Source organism: Novosphingobium rosa NBRC 15208, assembly GCF_001598555.1.
Classification (GTDB): Bacteria; Pseudomonadota; Alphaproteobacteria; order Sphingomonadales; family Sphingomonadaceae; genus Novosphingobium; species Novosphingobium rosa.
Map to the genome: position 1 here is coordinate 11438 of NZ_BCZE01000053.1, position 16455 is coordinate 27892.

Below are 16455 nucleotides of genomic sequence, written 5' to 3' on the forward strand. Positions count from 1 at the left end.
AGCCACACCTCCATCCCAGCCGCCTGATCCCGGAAACCCGCGCATGACCGAATACAGCGAAGAAGCCCCTTCCCGTGAGCGGCGCCAGCGCCGCATCATCTTCGGCGCGCTGGGGGTGGTGGCGCTGGGCCTGCTGGGCTGGGGCATCTTCCACAAGAAGGCCGATGCGCCCAAGCCCGCCACCGCCATCCCCGTCACCACCGACAAGGCGGCGGTGCGCGACATGGCGATCAACATCGCGGCGCTGGGCGCGGCGCAGGCCTGGACCAGCGACACGATCTTCGCGCAGGTCAGTGGCCGGTTGCTGAAGGTGAACTTCACCGAAGGCACGATGGTGCAAAAGGGCCAGGTGCTGGCCGAGGTCGACCCCGCCCCCTATCAGGCCGTGCTGACCCAGGCTTTGGGCACGCTGCACCGCGACGAGGCCATTCTGGCCGGCGCCGAGCGCAACCTCACCCGCTATCAGCACCTTGTCGCCACCGAAAGCATCGCCCGCCAGACCGCCGAGGATCAGGCCGCCACCGTCGCCCAGGACAAGGGCACGGTGGAGTATGACAAGGGCGTGGTCGCCGCCGCGCAGGTCAATCTGCGCTGGTGCCATATTGTCTCGCCCGTCACGGGGCGGGCGGGTGTGCGTCTGGTCGATCCGGGCAATCTGGTGAGCGCCAGCGGCTCGACGGCCAGTGCGCAGGCCACGGCCTCGGCCACCAGCAATGCCTCGGCCACGTCCTCCAGCGGAAGCGGCATCGTGGTCATCAACCAGCTTGAGCCTATCGCCGTGACATTCACCGTGCCCGAGGGCCAGTTCGAGCATCTGGTGCAGGCCTCGCAGGGCTTCACCAAACCGCTGAGCGTGCAGGCCTTTGCGCAGGAAAGCGGACAGCTGCTCGACACCGGCCAGTTGACCATTGCCGACAACAAGGTCGATCCCGCCACCGGCACCGTGGCGATGAAAGCGCGCTTCACCAATGCGGGCAAGCATCTGTGGCCCGGGCAATTCGTCAATGTGAAGCTGGCCAGCCAGACGCTGAGCCATGTGACGGTGATCCCCAACGCGGCGGTCAACCGTGGGCCCAAGGGCAGCTTCGTCTTTATCGTGGGGCCTGACGGCAAGGCCCATATGCATGCCACCCAGATCATCGGCAGCGATGGCGGCTTTACGGCGGTGAAGGGCGGCGTCAACGCGGGTGACACGGTGGTGACCGACGGGCAGATGATCCTGAGGGACGGCTCCGCCGTGCGCGTCGCTCATGCGCCTGCCGGGCAGCCCTCCGCGCTGCAGGGTGGCGCATGAGCATCTCGCGCCCCTTCATCCAAAGGCCGGTGGCGACCACGCTGCTGGCCGCCGCCATCCTGCTGGTCGGCATCGTCGCCTATTTCAGCCTGCCGGTCGCGGCGCTGCCCAGCGTGGATTTTCCCACGCTGCAGGTCAGCACCAGCCTGCCCGGCGCCAGTCCCACCACCATGGCGTCGAACGTCGCCACCCCGCTGGAGCGGCAATTCGCGCTGATCCCGGGCATTTCGCAGATGACCTCGGTCAGCTCGCTGGGCTCCACCAGCATCACGCTGCAGTTCCAGCTCAACCAGAGCATCGACAGCGATTTCATGCAGGTGCAGGCCGCCATCAACGCCGCCAGCGCCCAGCTGCCATCGAACCTGCCCGCCCAGCCCACCATCCGCAAGGTCAACCCCGCAGACGCGCCGATCATGGTGCTGACGATGACCTCGGACACGCTGCCGCTCGATCAGGTGGACAATTACGCCGATGTGATCCTTTCGCAGCAGGTTTCCAGCATTCAGGGCGTCGGTCTGGTCACCATCGGCGGGCAGCAGAAGCCCGCGGTGCGCATCCAGCTCGACCCGGCCAGGGTGGCGGCGCGCGGGCTCCAGATCGACAGCGTGCGCGCCAAGCTGGTGGCCTCCACCACCAATGCGCCCAAGGGCTCGATCAATGGCGCGCAGCAGGGGCTGACGGTCTACGCCAATGACCAGATCCTCGACGCCAAGGGCTGGCAGAATCTGGTGGTGGGCTATTCCGGCGGCAAGGCCGTGCATCTTTCGGACATCGGCAGCGCCGAGCCGGGGGTGGAGAACAACCAGATCGGCGCCTGGACCTTCCCGGGCAAGGCCAACACCGATCCCACCTTCAAGGCCAATCAGGGCATTCTACTCGTCATCTACAAGCAGCCGGGCGCCAATGTGATCCAGACCGTGCAGGCCATCCGCGATGCCCTGCCGCGCCTGAAGGCCAACATCCCGCCGGGCATCAATGTTTCGGTGCTGCGCGATTCCACCCAGACCATTCAGGCCTCGGTGAAGGATGTGGAGCAGACCCTGCTCATCACCATCGCGCTGGTGGTGGCGGTGATCTTCGTCTTCCTGCTCGATATCCGCGCCACGCTGATCCCCAGCGCGGTGATCCCGCTGGCTCTGCTGGGCGCCGCCGCCGGGCTCTATGTGCTGGGCGACAGTCTCGATAACCTGTCCCTGATGGCGCTCTCCATCGCGGTGGGCTTCGTGGTGGATGACGCCATCGTGATGGTCGAGGTGATCTGGCAGCATATGGAGCATGGCGCCAAGCCGCTGGAGGCCGCTCTGGCCGGCGCCGGCGAGGTGGGCTTCACCATTCTCTCGATCACCGCCTCGCTGATCGCGGTGTTCACGCCGCTGATGTTCATGGGCGGCGTGGTCGGCCTGTTCATGCATGAGTTTGCGGTCGCGCTCAGCACCGCCGTGCTGATGTCGATGGTGCTGACGCTGACGCTGACGCCGATGCTTTGCGCGCAGTTCCTCAAGAACCCACATCCGCCCACGCACCGCGTCACCAAATGGCTGGAGAGCAGCTTCAAGCGCATGGACCGCGCCTATGCCCGCGCGCTCGACCGGATCATGCATCATCGCCTGATCACGCTGATCGTCTTCCTCATCACCATCGGCATCGCGGTGGCGCTTTATGCCACGGCCAACACCGGCTTCTTTCCGCAGCAGGACACCGGCTTCCTCTCGGGGGTGATGCTCACCTCGCAGGATGCCGCTTTCGGCAAGACGAAGGACAAGATCCAGCAGGTGGGCAAGATCATCGGCGCCGATCCCGATGTGGCCGGGCTGGGGCTCTTCGTGGGCAATGGCAGCGCCAATCAGGCCAATCTGATGATCGCGCTCAAGCCCAAGGATTCCGGGCGCGAGGCCACCGCCGATCAGATCATCGCCCGCCTGCGCCCCAAGCTAGCGCAATTGGTGGGGGTGCAGACCTTCCTTCAGGCCACGCAGGACATCAATGTCGGCGGGCGTGCGGGGCAGGCGCAGTATCAGTACACGCTGTCCGATTCCGATCTGGATGAGCTGAACGAATGGGCGCCCAAGATGGTGGCCGCCATGCAGAAGCTGCCCGAGCTGAAGGATGTCAGCTCCGACCAGCAGAGCAAGGGCGGTTCGCTCAACCTCACCATCGACCGCGATGCGGCGGCGCGCTTCGGCCTGTCGCCCACCGATGTCGACACCGCCATCTATGAGATGATCGGCCAGGACGAGGTGGCGCAGTACTACACCCAGCAGAACGCCTATCATATCGTGATCGAGGGGCCCCCCAAGCTGCAGCAGACGCCTGACATTCTGAACTCGCTCTACATCCTGTCGTCCAGCACCGGGAAGACTGTGCCGCTCTCCTCCTTCGTGAAGGCGACGCAATCGGGCAGCAGCAGCGTGACGGTGAACCACCAGAGCGAATTCCCCGCCGCCACTTTGTCCTTCAACCTGTCGCCGGGCGTCTCCTTGAGTCAGGCCACGGCGGCGGTGGAGAAGGTGCGCGAGGATCTGGGTGCCCCGGTGACGCTGAACGGCAATTTCCAGGGCAATGCGCAGGCCTTCAAGCAGTCGCTTTCCAGCGAGCCGGTGCTGATCGCCGCCGCGCTGATCGCGGTCTATGTGATCCTGGGCGTGCTCTATGAGAGCTTTATCCACCCGATCACCATCCTCTCCACTCTGCCCTCGGCGGGCGTGGGGGCGCTGCTGGCGCTGCGCCTTGCGGGGCAGGATCTCAATGTGATCGGCATCATCGCCATCATCCTGCTGATCGGCATCGTGAAGAAGAACGGCATCATGATCGTGGACGTGGCCATGCGGCTGGAGCGCGAGGAAAACCTTTCCGCCGAAGATGCGGCGGTGAAAGCCTCGGTCCAGCGACTGCGCCCGATTCTGATGACCACGGCCGCCGCCGCGTTGGGCGGCGTGCCGATGATCCTGATGAGCGGCACGGGCTCCGAATTCCGACAGCCGCTGGGCTATGCCATCGTGGGCGGCCTGCTGGTGAGCCAGATCCTGACCTTGTTCACCACCCCGGTGGTCTACACCTATCTGGACCGCCTGCGCAGCGGCCACAGCCAGCATGGGGATGCCCCCCGGCCCGAGGATGGCCAGCATGAGGAGGTGGCCCCGGCATGACCTACTTGCGTAAAACCATCGCCGCCCTGCTGGCTGTCACCGCTTTGTCGGGCTGCGCCGTGGGGCCCAACTACCACCGCCCCGAAGCTCCGGTTGCGCCCAAGTTCAAGGAAGCCGAAGGCTGGACCCCCAGCCAGCCAGCCGACGGGATCGACCGGGGCGCCTGGTGGTCGATGTTCAACGACGCCACGCTGGATCAGCTGGAGCGGCAGGTCGCCACCTCCAACCAGACGGTCAAGCAGTATGAGGCGGCCTACCGGCAGGCTCAGGCGACAACCTCGGCGGCCAAGGCTTCGTTCTTCCCCACCGTGGGCGCCACGGCGGATGCACAGAAAAGCCATGCGCCCAGCACGGCCAACCCCGGCCATGGCGTGACGACCACCACCTACAGCGGCGCGCTGGAAGCCAGCTGGGTGCCCGATCTGTGGGGCAAGGTGCGCCGCACGGTGGAAAGCGACAAAGCTCTGGCCCAAGCCAGCGCCGCCGATCTGGCCAATGCGCAACTGGTGGCGCAAGCCACGCTGGCGCAGGACTATTTCGAGCTGCGCGTGCTGGACGAGCAGGCCAGCGTCTGGCGCGACACCATCGCCGATTACCAGAAGTTCCTCGACCTGACCCAGAACCAGTTCAAGGAAGGCACTGCCGCCAAATCCGCTGTCATCACCGCGCAGACGCAATTGTATGGCGCTCAGGCCTCGCTGGTGGACATTGGCGTCAAGCGCGCCGCCATGGAGCATGCCATTGCCATGCTGGTGGGCGTAACCCCCGCGCAGCTGACCATCACCCCTGCCCCGCTCAATCATGCGGTGCCGGTGGCGCCGGTCAGCGTGGCCTCCACCCTGCTGCAGCGGCGGCCCGACATCGCGGCATCCGAAAGGCGCATGGCCTCCTCCAATGCGCTGATCGGCGTGGCGGTTTCAGCCTATTTCCCCGATCTGACGCTGTCCGGTCAGGGCGGCACGCAGGGCTCCACCTTGGGCAGTCTGTTCAGCGCCGCCACCAGCCTGTGGTCCTTCGGCGGGCAGCTGACCGAGACGCTGCTCGATTTCGGCGCGCGCAAGGCGCAGGTGCGCGGCGCCCGCGCCGCCTATGACGAAAGCGTCGCCAGCTACCGCCAGACAGTGCTGACGGCGTTTCAGGGCGTGGAGGATGAACTCGCCGCGCTGCGCGTCTACAGCCAAGAGGAGGATGTGCTGCTGCACACGCAGGCTTCCGCGCGGGAAGCGGTGCGGCTCGATCTCAACCAGTATAAGGAAGGCACGGTGGATTACACCACCGTCATCACCGCTCAGGCCACAGAGCGCGCGGCCTCGCAGAATGTGCTGAGCGTGCTGCAGCAGCGGCTTCAGGCCAGCGTGCTGCTGGTCGAGGATCTAGGCGGCGGCTGGGATGCGAAGGATCTGCCCAAAGGCTGATCCGATGACGGAGCCTTTCCCCCGAAAGGCTCCGTTCCATCACACGATCAGGAGGTTTTCACCTTCCCATTGGTGGGCAGAGCCACGACCTTCTGCGAGGCATCATCCCGGCCACAGGCATCCAGCGCGGTGGTGAACTCATTGAGCCACCACATCACATCGCGGCGCTGCACATCCTCCATCATGATGGTCCAGCGGCGCTTGCGCTCCTCCAGCGGCATCACCAGCGCCTGAAGCATGGCGTCGGACAGTTCCTCGGCGCTGTGTGGGTTGACGAGGATCGCCTCTGTCATTTGCGAGGCCGCCCCGGCAAAGCGCGAGAGGATCAGCACGCCGGGATCGGCCGGATCCTGCGCCGCGATATACTCCTTGGCCACCAGATTCATGCCGTCCATCAAGGGCGTCACCAGACCGATGCGGCTGGCGCGATAGACGCCGGCAAGCATATCGCGCGCATAGGCCTGATTCACATAGCGGATCGGCACCCAGTCCAGTCCGGCGTAAGCGCCATTGATGCGCCCCGCCAGCCCTTCCAGCGTGGTGCGGATGCGCTGATAGCTTTCCACCGCCCCGCGCGAGGGCGGTGCGATCTGCAGCAGCACCACCTCCTTGCGTTCCTCGGGATGTTCGGTGAGGAAGCGTTCGTAACCGAGGAAACGCTCCTCCAGCCCCTTGGAATAGTCGAGGCGGTCCACGCCCACCATCAGGGCGCGGCCCACGGCGCTGTCCTTCACGCGGCGGAAGGTGGTGCGCGCGGTGCCGCTGGCGGCCAGATCGGCGAATTCGCGTGCGTCGATCCCCACCGGGCAGGCGATGAGTTTCAGCGTGCGCCCGTTCAGCGTGGCGGTGAAATCATCGCTGATCGTGCCGCCCAGCTCCTCGCGCACGAAATCGCAGAAGCTTTCCAGCCATTCCTGCGTGTGAAAGCCCATCAGATCATAGGCGAAGAGCATCTCCACCATCTCGCGCGCCTCGGGCAGGGTCATCAGCAGCTTGCGCGGCGGCCAGGGGATGTGGAGGAAAAAGCCGATGCGGTTGGTCACGCCGCGATCGCGCAGATCGGCGCCCAGCGGCAGCATGTGATAATCCTGCACCCAGACCGAATCCTCCGCCTCGATCAGCGGCAGCACGGTTTCGGCGAAACGCTCGTTCACCCGGCGATAGCCGCCGGCAAAGCTGCGTTCGTACTCGGCCAGATCGATGCGGTAATGGAACAGCGGCCACAGGGTGCGGTTGGCGTAGCCGTTGTAATATTCCTCGATGTCCTGATCTTCCAGATCGATGGTGGCGGTGCGCACATCATCCTCGATATGGAAGTTGATATGGCCGGTGAACTGATCGGTGCGCCCCCCCGACCAGCCGAACCAGATGCCGCCATTTTCGCGCAGCGCCGCCATCAGCGCCACGGCAAGGCCGCCAGCGGCGCCTCCGCCAGCACTGACACGATTGGAAATGACGATCAAACGACTCAACGGATGGAACTCCAGGGTTTGCTGAGCAGAACAGCGCAGTTGATGATGCCCACCAGCGAATAGGTCTGGGGGTAATTGCCCCACAGCTCGCCGGTCACGGGGTCGATGTCCTCGGAAAGCAGCCCGGCGGCGGTGCGGCGGGAGAGCATTTCCTCGAACAGGGCGCGCGCCTCGGCCTCGCGCCCGGTGTAATAGAGCGCCTCGATCAGCCAGAAGGTGCAGACGTTGAAGGCGGTCTGCGGCAGGCCGAAATCATCCTCCGTGGCATAGCGCAGCATGTTCGAGCCGCGCCGCAAACCTTCCTCCACCGCCGCCAGCGTATCGCGGAAACGGCTGTCGTCGGGCGCGAGGAACCGCAGTTCCAGCAATTGCAGCACGCTGGCATCGAGATCGTCGCCCGAGAAGGTGGCCGAAAGACGATGCGTCTCGGGCCGCCAGGCCGCCGTCTCGATGCGGGTGCGGATGGTGTCGGCCCGCTCCTGCCAGAGCTTCGCGCGTTCCTCCAGGCCCAGAACATGGGCGGCATTGGCGAGGCGGTCGCAGGCGGCCCAGCACATGGCGGCGGAATAGGTGTGCACCGATTGCCGGGTGCGCAGCTCCCACAGGCCCGCATCGGGCTGGTCGTAATGATGCCAGGCGCGCTCGCCCACCCGTTCCAGCGACTGGAAATCGTCGATCCCGGCCTTGCGGAACAGGCGCTCGTCGAAAAAGGCCTGCGTGTTGGACAGCACGATCTGGCCATAGGCATCGTGCTGGATCTGCTCATAGGCCAGATTGCCCACGCGCACCGGGCCCATGCCGCGATAGCCGGTCAGCTTCTCCTCTTCGCGCTCATGCAGCGTGGCCTCGCCCAGCACGCCATAGAGCGGCTGGATATGCCCGCCGCGCGCCGAATCCACGATGTTGCGCAGATAGACCAGATAGCCTTCCAGCACATCGAGCGCACCCAGCCGGTTCAAGGCCTGCACCGTGTAATAGGCGTCACGGATCCAGCAGTAGCGGTAATCCCAGTTGCGCTGCGATCCATGGTGCTCGGGGATCGAGGTGGTCAGCGCCGCCACGATGGCCCCGCTCTCCTCATGCTGGCACAGTTTCAGCGTGATCGCCGAGCGGATCACCGCCCCCTGCCACTCCAGCGGAATGGCCAGGCCCCGCACCCATTCGCGCCATTCGTCCGCCGTGTTCTTCAGCATCTCGTCCAGCGTGGCGCTCATGTCGGCCGAGAAGCTCTCGTCGGGGCCGAGGAAGAAATGCATCGTGCCTTCCAGGCGGAACAGCCGTTCCTCATGGATATAGCCCACCGGGGCCGTGGTGGTCAGGCGCATCACCATCGCCTCGGTGGGATAGCGGATATGGTTGGTGCCCCCCACCACGCCCTTGGCGGGATGGCCCCAGTTGCGCGTGGGGCGCAGCCGCATGCGGATGCGCGGATTGCCCGAGACAGGGCGCACGATGCGCGCAAAGGCCACCGGGCGATAGGTGCGACCATGGCGGCGGAAATAGGGGCAGAAATCCAGCACTTCGATGGCGTTGCCCGCCCCGTCGCTCTGGCGGGTCACCAGCACCGGCGTGTTGGTGAGATAGGATTGCGTGGTTTCCGCCACATCCTCCAGCTCCACCGACCAGAAGCCGTGACCATCCTCATCGCTGACCGGATCTTCCCCGCCGATCAGCGCGGAAAACAGCGGATCGCCATCGACGCGCGGCACGCAGCCCCACACCATGCGGCCCGCGCGGTCGATCAGCGCGCTGACATGGCAATTGCCGATCACCCACAGATCCAGACCGCTCATGCCGCATCCTCCAGCCAATGATGAACCGCCGCCACATCGGGCAGGCGCCACAGGGCGGCGGTCTGCCGCATCGGCCCCACCAGAATGCCCGCCCCGCCCAGCGCGCGGGCGGCGCGGAAGGCGGTTTCATCGGTGTCGTCATCGCCCAGAAACACCGGCTTGGTGCCGCGCATCGCGGTCTGGCCCATCAGCCGGTTGAGTGCGATGCCCTTGTCAGAGCCGCCCATGCGCAGCTCCACCATCATCTTGCCGGTCTGCAGATAGAGCCCCAGCCGACGCGCCAGATCCACGGCGAAGCTGTCGGCTGCCTCCTGAAGCTGGGGGGCCATGCGGTAATGGAGCGCCACGCCCTGCGGCTTGTCCTCCACCAACAGGCCCTGCTGGCCCTGCGCAAAGGCCTGAACCGCCAGCACCGCCTCCTCCAGCGCCGCCGAGCGCGGCGGGGCGGCGATCCGGCCCTGCGCATCGCGATATTCAGCGCCATGGCTGCCGACGATCAGGCAGGAGGGCTGGCCCAGTTGCTCGGCCACATCGCTGGCGCCGCGTCCGCTGACGATGGCCAGCCGCCCGTCGAGCCGCCGGGACAACAGGCTCAGCAGATCATGCAGGCCGGCGGAGACATGCACCGCATCGGGCCGCTCCGCCAGATCGACGAGCGTGCCGTCGAAATCGAGGAAAAGGCTGGCATTTTCGAGCAGCTGTGGCGGAGGAGACTGCAGATCAAGGCAGGCGGTCGAGCCCTCTTCGGGCGATGGAGCATAATCCGTCATCCCTTGGCGAACGCTTCGCGAGGGGCTTCGGTTCCCTGCCTTGCTGGTGGATGAACGGCTTATTCACACGCTTCGCCTTGCAAAACGGGGCCTCCGCCGCGTCTCACAAGCTATTGATGTGCTGGCTTTTCATGTTTTTCGCGCCGCACAACATACTCGCGCAACGCCGCGCCCAGCAGCACGACGGCCAGTGCCGCCTCCACCGCCAGCCGGGGTTGTTCATGCCCCAGCGGCAGGGCCAGCACCAGCACCGCCATGGCGATCAGATGCGAAAGCGGCCAATGGCCATAGACCACCCTTTTGTAGAGCGTGCTGCCCAGCAGATAGAGCCCCGGCCCGGCCCCCAGCGCCAGCAGATCACGCCATTCGGCATGTTCCAGCGGCGCCTCGATCACCAGATCATGGCCCACCGCCGCCGCCACGATGCCGCCCACCAGCAGGGCATGGACATAGTGGAACTGCGCCCCGATCGCGCCGGGGTCCGCCGCATGCTCGATCTTGGCATTGGCGGCGCGGCTGGAGGTGCCGAAATAGAGCCACCACAAGGTGAGCGTGGTGATGAAATTGACCACCAGCGCGGCAACCAGCACGGGTGACCAGTCCTTGCCTTCCGCAAAGCCGCCTCCGGTGGCCAGCACGGATTCGCCCAGCGCGACGATCACGAAGCACTGGCAACGCTCGGCCAGATGGGCGCCGTCGATGGTCCATTCTTCCGTGCGGGAGCGGCCCAGACCCGGCAGCCAGAAACCGATCATCGGCGAGATGTAGATGCAGGCCACGCCGCCCAGCCACAGCGCGCGCCGCGCCATGGGCTCGGCCAGACCGCCCGCGATCCAGAAACAGGCGGCGATCACCATCCAGCAGAAGATGCGCAGATAGTTCATCCGCAAGGGATGGCCGCCGCGCAGATCCCACAGGCTCCAGCCCGCGCAGCCCACCTGCATAGCGGCATAAGCCAGCGCGAAGATCAGGCCTCTTTCGCCAAAGGCCTCCGGCAGGGCGGCGGCGATCACCAGCGTCAACGGCATCACCGCGAAGAGCATGCCGCGTACTTTGGGTGTCTCGGGATCGAACCAGTTGGTGATCCAGCAGACATATTGCCAGCCCAGCCACATGGCGAACCACAGGATCAGCGTATCCACCGCGCCGAGCCAATCCAGCCGGTGCAGCAGCAGATGCGACAGCTGGGTGATGGCAAAGGCATAGACCAGATCGAAGAACAGCTCTTCATTGGTGACGCGCGCATGCTTGCCGTCACGGCGACGCAGCAGAGGCTGATGGTTGCCCTTCATGCGCGACTTCCCTTCAACAGAGCGGGCAGGCCATGGGTGGCACTCACCACCACAAAGCCCGCGATCAGCCCGGCCACCCCGGCCAGCGCCGCAGAGGTCAGCCAGCCCAGAGCCGCGCCCGCAAAGCCCGCCAGCGCCGCCTCCACATGATGCGCCGCCTGATGCTGCCACTCGGCCAGCAGCGGCCAGCCCAGCACCGCCGCGCCATGCAGCAGAATACCGCCGCCCACCCACAGCATCGCCGCCGTGCCGATCTTCGCCAGCGCGTTCAGCATCACCGGCGTGCCCGTCACCAGCGAGCGGCCCAGCGCCTGCATACCCGCGCCGCCCTTGCGCACCAGATGCAGCCCGATATCGTCCAGCTTCACGATCAGCCCCACCGTGCCATAGACCAGCGCGGTCATCCCCACGCCCACCAGCGCCAGCACGATGGTCTGTTCCAGCAGCGGCTCGGCGGCGACTTCGGCAAGAGCAATGGCCATGATCTCGGCCGAGAGGATCAGATCGGTGCGCACCGCACCCGAAACCCGCTGCCGCTCGAAAGCCGCGGCATCGGCGATGGGGGCATCGTCCTGCGCCTCATGGTGGCCACCCAGCGCCTCGACCAGCTTTTCGGCGCCCTCATAACTCAAATACAGGCCGCCCAGCATCAGCAGCGGGGTGATCGCAGCCGGCAGCAGCGCCGAGAGCACCAGCGCCAGCGGCAACAGAATCACCAGCTTGTTGATCAGGCTGCCCCGGGCAATCCGCGCGATCACCGGCAGTTCGCGGTCCGGCGTGAAATTGTTGACATAGGCGGGCGTCACCGCCGCATCGTCGATCACCACGCCCGCCGCCTTGGCGCCCGCCTGCGCCACCCCGGCCCCGATATCGTCGAGCGAGGCGGCGGCGCCGCGGGCGATCATCGCCACATCGTCAAGCAAGGCGAGCAGGCCCACGGACATAAAACGAAAATTCCCCAATTGTACCGTCAAGACATGCCTATCCGCGCGCATCAGATCAAGCATCCGCTGCCCGCCACTATGGGCTTTAGAGGATCAGCATCTGAAACAAGGGGCAACCAGGGTTGCAAGACTTCGCCCCGCCATCCAGTCATTCTCCGAGGGGGTGAATTTTAACCGAAATTAAGCAGGATTTTTGCCATTCCGGAGAGGAACGCCATGTATAAAGTTCCTGACCATGGGGCAAGTCCCCGCCGGAAGACGCAAATCATCGCGCCCGGCCAAATCAGACGTGTGTGATCCGGGTCGCATAATAAAAACGGCAAGACGATCAGCCCCAGCGCGCCAACATATGGCGCAAACCGCATCACGACGCTGCACGATGTTTGCATAATGCCGCACACAATGACCGGATCAGGCTCCGGCCCCTCCGGCGAGCTATGTAAAATAATTTAACACAATCTCCATAGTTTCAACCCTAGCCTGTCCCCCCGAACTCACATTGAGGCCCCCCACCGCAATGCCATCCGCCGCCCTCCCCCCCGACGAAGCCGAGCGCATCGCCACGCTGCGTGGCTATCGCATCCTCGACAGCCTGCCTGACGAACGCTTCGACCGGCTGACGGCGCTGGCCGCGCAGCATTTCGGGGTGCCGATGGCGATGGTCTCGCTGATCGACAGCGCGCGGCAGTGGTTCAAATCCTCGGTCGGCGTGCCGCACCGCGAGACCGAGCGCGATCTCGCCTTTTGCGCCCATGCCATCCTGACCCCCGAGAGCGTCACCGTGGTGAATGACGCCACGCAGGATCCGCGTTTCGCCAACAATCCGCTGGTGCTCGGGCCGGATCATCTGCGCTTCTATGCCGGAGCGCCGATTCTGGCCTCCAATGGCCAGCCGCTGGGCACGCTCTGCGTGCTGGACCACGAGCCGCGCGCCTTCAGCGAGGACGACCGCCATGTCCTCGCCCAGCTGGCCGCCCATGCCAGCGATCTGCTCGACCTGCATCTGAGCCATCTGACGCTGGCCGAGGCCGCCACCCGCGACCCCCTCACCCGTCTGGCCAACCGCCGCCAGCTTGAGGCGGCGATGGATACGGCGATGGAAGCGGCCTTTGCCGGGCGACCTTTCGCGCTGCTCACCATCGATCTCGACGGCTTCCGCGCCATCAACAACAAATATGGCGACGAGGCGGGCGACGATGTGCTGAGCCAGATCGGCCAGCGCCTGTCCTCCAGCATCCGCGCCAGCGATGTGCCCGCGCGCATCGGCGGCGACGAATTCGCCATCATCCTCTCGGACCCGGTCTCGCATGAGATCGTCAGCCGCGTCGCCCAGCGGCTGATCGCCGACATCAACGCGCCCATCGCGATCGACGGCGCGGCAGACGGCAGGCCGGTGGTGGTTTCCGCCTCGGTGGGTTGCGCGCTGGCGCTGCGCCATGGCACCACCGCCGCCGAGGTGCGCCGCTCCGCCAAGGAGGCCATGTATATGGCCAAGCGCGAGGGCCGCAACCGGCTGGTGATCGCCGATGAGGTGGTGCCGCTGCTGGGCAATGCCTCTTACAACACCATCGAGCACCGGCTGGAAGAAGCCATCGCGCAGGATCAGCTGAAACTGCAATGGCAGCCCTATTTCCTGACCGGCGAGGGCAAGCTGACCGGTTATGAGGCGCTGGTGCGCTGGACCTGCCCCGGCCTTGGCCCGGTGGTGCCCTCCACCTTCATCCCGGTGGCCGAGGCATCCGGGCTGATCGGCGCGCTGGACGAATGGGTGCTGCGCACGGCCTGCAAGGCGGCGCTGGAGATCCCCGAGGATCTCACCATCTCGGTCAATCTCTCGGCCTATTGGTTCAGCCGCGAGGAGCTGGTGCCGCTGGTGCAGCGCGTGCTGAACGAGACCGGCATCGCCCCGCAGCGCCTGATCCTCGAACTCACCGAGCGCACCATCATCACCCATGACGAAAGCGCGCGCCATTCGATGGAAAGCCTGCGCGAGCTGGGCGTGGGCTTCGCGCTGGACGATTTCGGCACCTCCTATTCCTCGCTCAACTATCTGCGCAAGCTGCCCTTCGACCGGCTGAAGCTGGACCGCAGCTTCGTGGGCGATCTGGGCGCGGACCGCCAGGCCGAGGCGGTGGCGGGCGCCATCGTCCAGCTGGGCCATGCGCTGGGCATGAGCGTCTGCGCCGAGGGGGTGGAAACGCCCTTGCAGCTGGGCTTCCTCAATGGCGCGTCCTGCGATCTGGTGCAGGGCTATCTGCTGGGCCGCCCGGAGTGGGAGCCGATGAGCGCCGCCACCCCGGTTGCCGCTTTCGCCAAAGCCTGAAGGACGTTGTTGAGCGTCGCGGCGCCAGCCCGTTCCCCCGCCCGGTTACCCAACGGTGGTATCCTCTGGGCGGTCGGGCCAAGAAAACAGGTAACGCGAGCGGGCTGGCGCCGCAAAATCCGGCTCTTTCGCCGGATTTTCAAACAGGCGTATGCGCAATGGCCTCGGCAATATGGCCGCGCCACAAGGCGCCCAGCAATTCGGTCTGGGTGATGAGCCCGGCATAGCGCCCCTGAGCATCAACGATGATCGCCTCGCGATAGCGCCCGCCCGAGAGGATCGGCAGCACCTCGTCGATGGGCGTATCGGCCGAGGCGATGCAGGGCGACAGATCCATCGCCCCGATCACATCGCCGCCGCCAGCCAGCCGGGCAAGGCCGGCAAGCCCCTCGACATGGCCCTCGGCTGAAACCACCGGCAGGGCCTGCAAATCCTGCGCTTCCATGGCGCGGGCAGCATCTTGCGCCCGCGCATCGGGCGACAGCGGCGCCACCTCGCGCATGATCTGGGCGCAGCGGATCACGCCATGCAGGCGGCGCCATGCCCGGCCTTCCACCTGACGGAACAGCGTGTCCAGATCCTCGCTGCTGACATCGAGCAGATCGTCGTAATGGGCCAACACCTCGTCCACATCGGCGATGGTGTAGCCCACGCTGCCCGCAGGCGGCGCGACATACGCCACCGCGCGATGCGGATAATTGCCCCGCACCGCTGCATTGAACAGCCAGCCGATCCCCACCAGCAGCAGGCAGTTCACCAGAACCGGCAGAACGGCGAAACTCCACCCCGCGCCCACCACCGCAGGCCCGCCGATCACCGTGGTCAGCGCCACCGCGCCGCCGGGCGGATGAAGGCAGCGGGCCAGGCTCATCATGGCGATGGCGGTGGCCACAGCCAGACCCGCCGCATAGGCCGGATCGCCGATCAGCTTCATCCAGAGAATGCCCGACAGCGCCGAGACGGTATTGCCGCCGATGATCGCCCAGGGCTGCGCCAGCGGGCTGGCGGGCACCGCGAACAGCAGCACCGCCGAAGCGCCCATCGGCGCGATCAGCAGCGGCAGCCCCCCGCCGCCACCCCCGTTCCGGCCAAGCCAGAGATGCATCACCGCCCCGGTAAACAGAATGCCCAGCGCCGAGCCGATAAAGGCCTGCACGATACGCGTGGCGGTGCTGGCGGGCTGGATGCCGATCCAATGCGCAAGAGTGTGAAGCCGGGAGGCCGGGGTGGTCATGCAATATCCTTGGCGGGTGAGTTGGTTCGGGCCTTAGAGTCTGTTTGGAATTTCGGCGAAGCCGAATTTGCGGCACCAGCCCTCTCCCCCACCCGGCCACCCAGCGGCAGTATCATATGGGTGGCCGGGTGGGGGAGAGGGCTGGTGCCGCTTACGAAAATTCGCTTTTGCCCATTTTCCAAACAGGCTCTTAACGCTCGTCGATCTGGTCGAGCAAGCCGGTGAGCATGGGGCGTAGGCGCAGGATTTCCTCACGATGGGTGGCCGTCAGCCGGGCGAGTTGCTCCCGCGCCTTGTCGGTCAGCACCAGCAGGGCGCGGCGCTTGTCACCGGGCGCGGCATGGCGCTCGACAAGGCCCAGCGCCTCAAGCCGGTCGATCAGACCGGTGGCGCTGTGAGGCTTGAGGATCAGCCGCTCGGCGACATAGCCCACGGTGACCTCCCGATGGCCCGCGCCGCGAATCGCCAGCAGCGCCTGATGCTGTTGCGGGGTCAGGCCACAGGCGGTCGCCGCCGCCTCGCTGAAGGCCAGAAACTGGCGCAGCGCATGGCGGAAATCGGCCAGCGCCACGTAATCGGCGTCGGCCAGATCGACCGGCGCCGCGCCGCTGACGGCATCATCACTCATCATCTTTGCCCTCATGGCTTGAATAATATCGCATCACGATATAAATGACCAGTCGTTTCACGCAGCTCCCCCGGAAAAACCCAGCCATGGCTCAGGATTACAGCATAAACCCCGCCCCCGATACCAGACCCTTGGGCGATCATA

At 65.7% G+C, this 16455-nt stretch carries 11 protein-coding genes; 4 read left to right on the forward strand and 7 right to left on the reverse strand.

Annotation, left to right across the window (positions count from 1 at the left end; translation table 11 throughout):
- Positions 1-43: 43 nt before the first annotated feature.
- Genes SR3_RS19310 through SR3_RS19320 form a run of 3 tightly spaced genes read left to right on the forward strand, consistent with a single transcriptional unit; the run spans position 44 to position 5855 of the window.
- Positions 44-1294 (forward strand): efflux RND transporter periplasmic adaptor subunit, encoded by a 1251-nt coding sequence (locus tag SR3_RS19310; protein ID WP_068089933.1) that lies wholly within the window; start codon positions 44-46, stop codon positions 1292-1294.
- Positions 1291-4440, forward strand: a complete 3150-nt coding sequence (locus SR3_RS19315; RefSeq protein ID WP_068089934.1) for an efflux RND transporter permease subunit — start codon at positions 1291-1293, stop codon at positions 4438-4440. Before SR3_RS19310 ends, SR3_RS19315 begins: the two co-directional genes overlap by 4 nt.
- Positions 4437-5855 carry an efflux transporter outer membrane subunit gene (locus SR3_RS19320; RefSeq protein WP_068089935.1) on the forward strand — a complete coding sequence of 473 codons (1419 nt, stop codon included), beginning with the start codon at positions 4437-4439 and terminating at the stop codon, positions 5853-5855. The genes SR3_RS19315 and SR3_RS19320 overlap by 4 nt, the downstream gene beginning before the upstream one ends.
- Before the next feature lie 47 nt (positions 5856-5902).
- On the opposite strand, the gene SR3_RS19325 is transcribed toward SR3_RS19320, so the two are convergent.
- The 5 genes from SR3_RS19325 to SR3_RS19345 form a co-directional block, all read right to left on the reverse strand.
- Positions 5903-7327 carry an alpha,alpha-trehalose-phosphate synthase (UDP-forming) gene (locus SR3_RS19325; RefSeq protein ID WP_068089936.1) on the reverse strand — a complete coding sequence of 475 codons (1425 nt, stop codon included), beginning with the start codon at positions 7325-7327 and terminating at the stop codon, positions 5903-5905.
- Positions 7324-9120 (reverse strand): glycoside hydrolase family 15 protein, encoded by a 1797-nt coding sequence (locus tag SR3_RS19330; protein WP_068089937.1) that lies wholly within the window; start codon positions 9118-9120, stop codon positions 7324-7326. Before SR3_RS19330 ends, SR3_RS19325 begins: the two co-directional genes overlap by 4 nt.
- Complete coding sequence (gene otsB / locus SR3_RS19335) at positions 9117-9890, reverse strand: trehalose-phosphatase (RefSeq protein WP_068089938.1); 774 nt, start codon at positions 9888-9890, stop codon at positions 9117-9119. The genes SR3_RS19330 and otsB overlap by 4 nt, the downstream gene beginning before the upstream one ends.
- A 110-nt stretch (positions 9891-10000) precedes the next feature.
- Positions 10001-11182 (reverse strand): low temperature requirement protein A, encoded by a 1182-nt coding sequence (locus SR3_RS19340; protein WP_068089939.1) that lies wholly within the window; start codon positions 11180-11182, stop codon positions 10001-10003.
- Complete coding sequence (locus tag SR3_RS19345) at positions 11179-12126, reverse strand: DUF808 domain-containing protein (RefSeq protein ID WP_068089968.1); 948 nt, start codon at positions 12124-12126, stop codon at positions 11179-11181. The genes SR3_RS19340 and SR3_RS19345 overlap by 4 nt, the downstream gene beginning before the upstream one ends.
- A gap of 517 nt (positions 12127-12643) precedes the next feature.
- Between SR3_RS19345 and SR3_RS19350 the strand changes: the two genes are divergently transcribed.
- On the forward strand, positions 12644-14449 hold the full coding sequence (locus tag SR3_RS19350; protein WP_068089940.1) for a putative bifunctional diguanylate cyclase/phosphodiesterase: 1806 nt from the start codon (positions 12644-12646) through the stop codon (positions 14447-14449).
- A 139-nt stretch (positions 14450-14588) separates the two neighbouring features.
- Here SR3_RS19350 and SR3_RS19355 read toward each other — a convergent pair whose 3' ends face one another.
- Both SR3_RS19355 and SR3_RS19360 read right to left on the reverse strand, forming a co-directional pair.
- Positions 14589-15683, reverse strand: a complete 1095-nt coding sequence (locus tag SR3_RS19355; protein ID WP_084455724.1) for an HPP family protein — start codon at positions 15681-15683, stop codon at positions 14589-14591.
- A gap of 190 nt (positions 15684-15873) precedes the next feature.
- The gene (locus tag SR3_RS19360) at positions 15874-16314 is read right to left on the reverse strand and encodes a MarR family winged helix-turn-helix transcriptional regulator (RefSeq protein ID WP_245653997.1); all 441 of its coding nucleotides are present in this window, start codon (positions 16312-16314) and stop codon (positions 15874-15876) included.
- Positions 16315-16455: the final 141 nt, after the last annotated feature.

Excerpts from the sequence above, each read along its gene's own strand:
- SR3_RS19310 (WP_068089933.1), top strand. The coding sequence starts at position 44 with ATGACCGAATACAGCGAAGAAGCCCCTTCCCGTGAGCGGCGCCAGCGC.
- SR3_RS19315 (WP_068089934.1), top strand. The coding sequence starts at position 1,291 with ATGAGCATCTCGCGCCCCTTCATCCAAAGGCCGGTGGCGACCACGCTG.
- SR3_RS19320 (WP_068089935.1), top strand. The coding sequence starts at position 4,437 with ATGACCTACTTGCGTAAAACCATCGCCGCCCTGCTGGCTGTCACCGCT.
- SR3_RS19330 (WP_068089937.1), bottom strand. The coding sequence starts at position 9,120 with ATGAGCGGTCTGGATCTGTGGGTGATCGGCAATTGCCATGTCAGCGCG.
- otsB (WP_068089938.1), bottom strand. The coding sequence starts at position 9,890 with ATGACGGATTATGCTCCATCGCCCGAAGAGGGCTCGACCGCCTGCCTT.
- SR3_RS19340 (WP_068089939.1), bottom strand. The coding sequence starts at position 11,182 with ATGAAGGGCAACCATCAGCCTCTGCTGCGTCGCCGTGACGGCAAGCAT.
- SR3_RS19345 (WP_068089968.1), bottom strand. The coding sequence starts at position 12,126 with ATGTCCGTGGGCCTGCTCGCCTTGCTTGACGATGTGGCGATGATCGCC.
- SR3_RS19350 (WP_068089940.1), top strand. The coding sequence starts at position 12,644 with ATGCCATCCGCCGCCCTCCCCCCCGACGAAGCCGAGCGCATCGCCACG.
- SR3_RS19355 (WP_084455724.1), bottom strand. The coding sequence starts at position 15,683 with ATGACCACCCCGGCCTCCCGGCTTCACACTCTTGCGCATTGGATCGGC.
- SR3_RS19360 (WP_245653997.1), bottom strand. The coding sequence starts at position 16,314 with ATGATGAGTGATGATGCCGTCAGCGGCGCGGCGCCGGTCGATCTGGCC.